The organism is Propionibacterium acidifaciens DSM 21887 (assembly GCF_000426605.1).
Classification (GTDB): Bacteria; Actinomycetota; Actinomycetes; order Propionibacteriales; family Propionibacteriaceae; genus Propionibacterium; species Propionibacterium acidifaciens.
This window is the reverse complement of the sequence record NZ_KE384546.1, coordinates 13,847-17,753: the sequence shown is the minus strand read 5'-3', so window position 1 is coordinate 17,753 and position 3,907 is coordinate 13,847. Positions and strand designations below refer to the sequence as shown.

General features: G+C 72.1%; 3 protein-coding genes. 2 read left to right on the top strand and 1 reads right to left on the bottom strand.

The genetic code is table 11. From position 1 onward, the window contains the following. Nucleotides 1-653: 653 nt before the first annotated feature. Nucleotides 654-851, bottom strand: a complete 198-nt coding sequence (locus K336_RS16645) for a PIN domain-containing protein (protein ID WP_051245853.1) — start codon at nt 849-851, stop codon at nt 654-656. Nucleotides 852-1,486: 635 nt separating this feature from the next. Here K336_RS16645 and K336_RS16640 point away from each other — a divergent pair. Together K336_RS16640 and K336_RS19070 are read left to right on the top strand one after the other, a co-directional pair. Next, complete coding sequence (locus K336_RS16640; RefSeq protein ID WP_051245851.1) at nt 1,487-3,505, top strand: acyltransferase family protein; 2,019 nt, start codon at nt 1,487-1,489, stop codon at nt 3,503-3,505. Nucleotides 3,506-3,664: 159 nt separating this feature from the next. Next, on the top strand, nt 3,665-3,907 hold a 243-nt coding region (locus tag K336_RS19070), incomplete at its 3' end, for a hypothetical protein (protein WP_028707282.1).

Genomic DNA, 3,907 nt, shown 5'->3' with positions numbered 1-3,907 from the left:
CCACCCCCGCAGACCCAACCGAACCCGACAACCAGCCTGGAGTGATGCTGCGTCCCGGGTTTGGTGGGGGCAGTGAATGCATGGAGGGGTCACTGTCATGGGTGCGCCGAGGAAGTGTCCCGCCGGGTTGCGTGGGCGGGCCACGAGGATGGCCGTGCAGGCCCGTCGGGATCCTGACGGGCCCAAGGGGCAGGGTCGCCGATGAGCCGGGGGTCCATCCCGAGGCGCTGCGGGCCCGGGTCAGGAGGGCCGAGATCGACGCCGGTGGGAGGGCCGGGACCACCAGCCAGGACGGCGAGCACCAGACAGCTGGAGAGGCCGGTGCGCGGGCTGGGGCGGGCCGACGAGATCCTGCGCAAGACGAGCGCGTCTTCCGGCCCGGGCGGAGCCAGGCCGCCGGTAGGGGTCATCGACTCCTCCATCCATGACAGCAGGGCGGATCCCCGGGGCCTGGCCGATCCGGGGCGCTGACCGGCGCCGGGGTCAGGATCACCCCGTCCGCCTTCCACGCGGCCCGGTCCCGCCCGCCGTCGGCCAGAAGCGTGCACGACGAGACCCTCAAGACCGGGACCGCAGGGATCCACGAGGCGCAACACGCCGTGAACCCGGCGCGCGGCCCTCGTCCGCCCCGGGGCGACTGAATGGTGGTCGCGTCATGCCGGGGCGATGATGCGGAGGCCTGCCGCCTCTGCTGCGCGGGTGAGTCCGATGCCGTACGTCACGATCTCGTCGACGCCGAGTCGGAGCGCCGTGGCGAGGTGGATCGCGTCGGCGGAGCGCAGTGGTGCCTGCGTGCCCGCTGCGAGCAGGTCCCCGCGCGTGACGTCGACGAGGATGATCGTGTCGAGCACGGCGGTGATGGCGGATGCGCCGATCAGTGCTGGGTTCCGCCCGGCTGCGCAGTGCGGTTCGGCGTGCAGTCGCCGGACGCGGGAGGAGGATGCTCCAGAGCGTCCACCGAAGACGCACTGCGTTGAGCCCTGTCGCCGAGCGGTGGAGGACGGGCATGGCGACACCGGGATCGTCCACGGGCCGATGCTCTGCCTCTCCCCCTCGTGGTGGGTGGACTGCGGGGGAGTCGGGCCGCCCCTCGCGCGTCCGCGAACCGCCTCCGACATGGTGATCGGCCGGGGCCGGTGGTGCGTGCTCTTCTCCGCGTCCGCGGATCGCCTGGGTCCGGGCGATCCGGATCCCGCTGCAGGTTCACGCCCGGCCCCGCACGTCTGCTGCGCGTCCGACGTCGCGACCCGGCCGGCGCAGACCCGTCGCCCTGCTCCGCGCCGCCCACTCCGCGCGTCCGCGAACCGCCTGCGGTCGAGCCGGCGGCGGTGCGTCCGCTAGAGTCGGGGGAGCATCCGGGAGCGGCGTCACCCCCTGAAGCGCCGCGCGGTCGCCCGCGGGCGGCCGTATCCGGCCCCGAGAGATTGGTGTCTGAGTGGTCCGCAGTTCTGTCACCCTGCTCGTGGGCGCGCTCCCGGAGGCACCCGTGCAGAACAGCGCCACGAGGCCCCGCCGTCGCGACATCCAGGGGCTGCGGGCCGTGTGCATGATGCAGGTGCTGGCCTACCACGCCTGGCGCATCGGCTCTCCCATCGGGGTGGACGCCTTCATCATGATCTCCGCGTACCTCATGACGGGCTCGTTCGTGCGGCGCACGGAGGCCGGGCGCATGCCCTTCTTCGCCGAGCGCTGGGCCCACACCTTCAAGCGTCTGCTGCCCCCGCTGGTGACAACGGTCCTCGCGACCATCGTGGCGTCCATGGTGATCCTGCCGCGCACCCGCTGGAACGAGCTCATCACGCAGGGCGTCGCCTCGGTGACCTACTGGCAGAACTGGCGGCTCGCCGTCGTGAGCGCTGACTACTTCGCGGCCAACCGGGGCGTCGCCTCGCCGCTGCAGCACCTGTGGTCGATGTCGATGCAGGGTCAGGTCTTCCTGGCCTGGCCGCTGCTCATGACCTGCTGCGTGTTGCTGGCCGGGGCGCTGCACATCAGGCCGCGCCCGGTGATCCTCGCTGCATTCGCCGTGCTCACGGCTGTCTCGCTGCGCTGGCTCGTCGCCGACGCGCCCGCCGGCCGCACGGTCTACTTCGACACCCGCGCCCGCCTCTGGGAGTTCGCGCTCGGCTCGGCCATCGCCGCCGCCGCGCCGTGGATCAGGCCCCGCGGCAACCTGGCGCGCGTCCTGTCGCTGGCCGGCTTCATGGTGCTCGTCGTCTACTGCGTCGAACCCATCGGCCACTACCCGGGGCCCATGGCCGCGGCGCCGATGCTCGCGGTGAGCGCGATCCTGCTCGCCGAAGTGCCCCCGGTGCCGGGCAGTGTCCAGCGGCTCCTGTCGTGGCGCCCCTTGGCGGCGCTCGGCGACATGTCGTACTGCGTCTACCTGATCCACTGGCCCGTCTTCGTGCTGACGATGTCCGTCCTCAGGCGCACCCAGCTCGGCACCGGGCGGGCGCTCGGGGCGATCGCGCTGTCCCTCGTCCTGGCCTGGCTCATGCGCCGCTACGTCGATCGCCCGGCCCAGGACCGGCCCACCGGCGACCGGCTCGCCGTGAGGAAGGGCCTCATCGTCGCCGTCGCCCTGGCCCTCGGCCTCGGCCCTCTGTACGGAACCCGCGCCGTGCTCGACAACCGGCGGGCCGTCGAGCGCGCCACGGTCATGGACGCCTCCGGCGACCCCCGCTTCCCCGGCCCGACCGCATTGAGCACGGCCGAACCCGTGGACTACACGACCTCGCCCATCCCCGGGCCGCTCACCCTGCACGACGACTGGGTGCCGTCCTTCCCCGAGGCCTGCCCGTCCGACCACGACGCGCTCCTGGCCGGGACCAAGACCAACTGCGCGGTCCTGCCCGGAGCCGACGCGGACTCGCCGAGGGTGGTCGTCGTCGGCGACTCGCACGCCCAGCAGACGATCGTCCCGCTGGCGGCCGAGCTCGCCTCCCGCCACGGCTGGCAGGTCACCGAGTACCTGACCGGCTCGTGCGCCTTCGGCATCTGGGACGCCTACCGAGCGTCCTGCGTGCAGCGCAACGAGGCCGTCCTTGACCTGCTCACCGACGATCCGCCCGACATCGTCATGCTCCAGTCCACCGAGACGATGCAGGACCATTCGGACGAGATCCAGCGCCCCGGAGTCCAGGCCGCCATCGAGTACCTCACCTCCCTCGGGGTCACCGTCGTCGGTGTGCGCGACAACCCGCGCTCGGCCGACGACTTGTACGAGTGCTCCAACCGCCGCCCCGCCGACACCGTCGCCGGCGGCTGCTCCTTCAGCCAGCGTCAGTACCTCGCCGAGTTCGACCCGGCCGAGGAGTTCACCTCGATCCCGGGCTTCATCGAGATCGACCCGACCGATCTGTACTGCTACGAGGACGAGTGCTACACGATCATCGGCAACGTCTACGTCTACATGGACAACAACCACATCACCGGCACCTACTCGCGGGCCATGGCGCCCGAGCTCGCCGATCGGGTCGATGCGTTCCTCCAGCCGGCTTGAGCCACGGTGCCGCGCGTCGTGACCACCGGTTGTCGGGGGCGGACCGGGCTCTCCGCTACATTGTGCTTCCAGCCGGGCGATCGTCCCGGACCCGCCACCTGCGGGCCCGGCGCACCCGGGAGGACCTGGCGATGACCGAGCGAGTGGGTGCGGCGGACGATGAGCTCTGATGACAACGCCGGCCGCAGAGCGTCCCCGGGCGCCCCGGCCGGGGGCGGCGGGCGTCGCCGCAAGGACATCCAGGGGCTGCGGGCCGTGTGCATGATGCAGGTGCTGGCCTACCACGCCTGGCGCGTCGGCTCTCCCGTCGGGGTGGACGCCTTCATCATGATCTCCGCGTACCTCATGACGGGCTCGTTCGTGCGGCGCACGGAGGCCGGGCGCATGCCCTTCTTCGCCGAG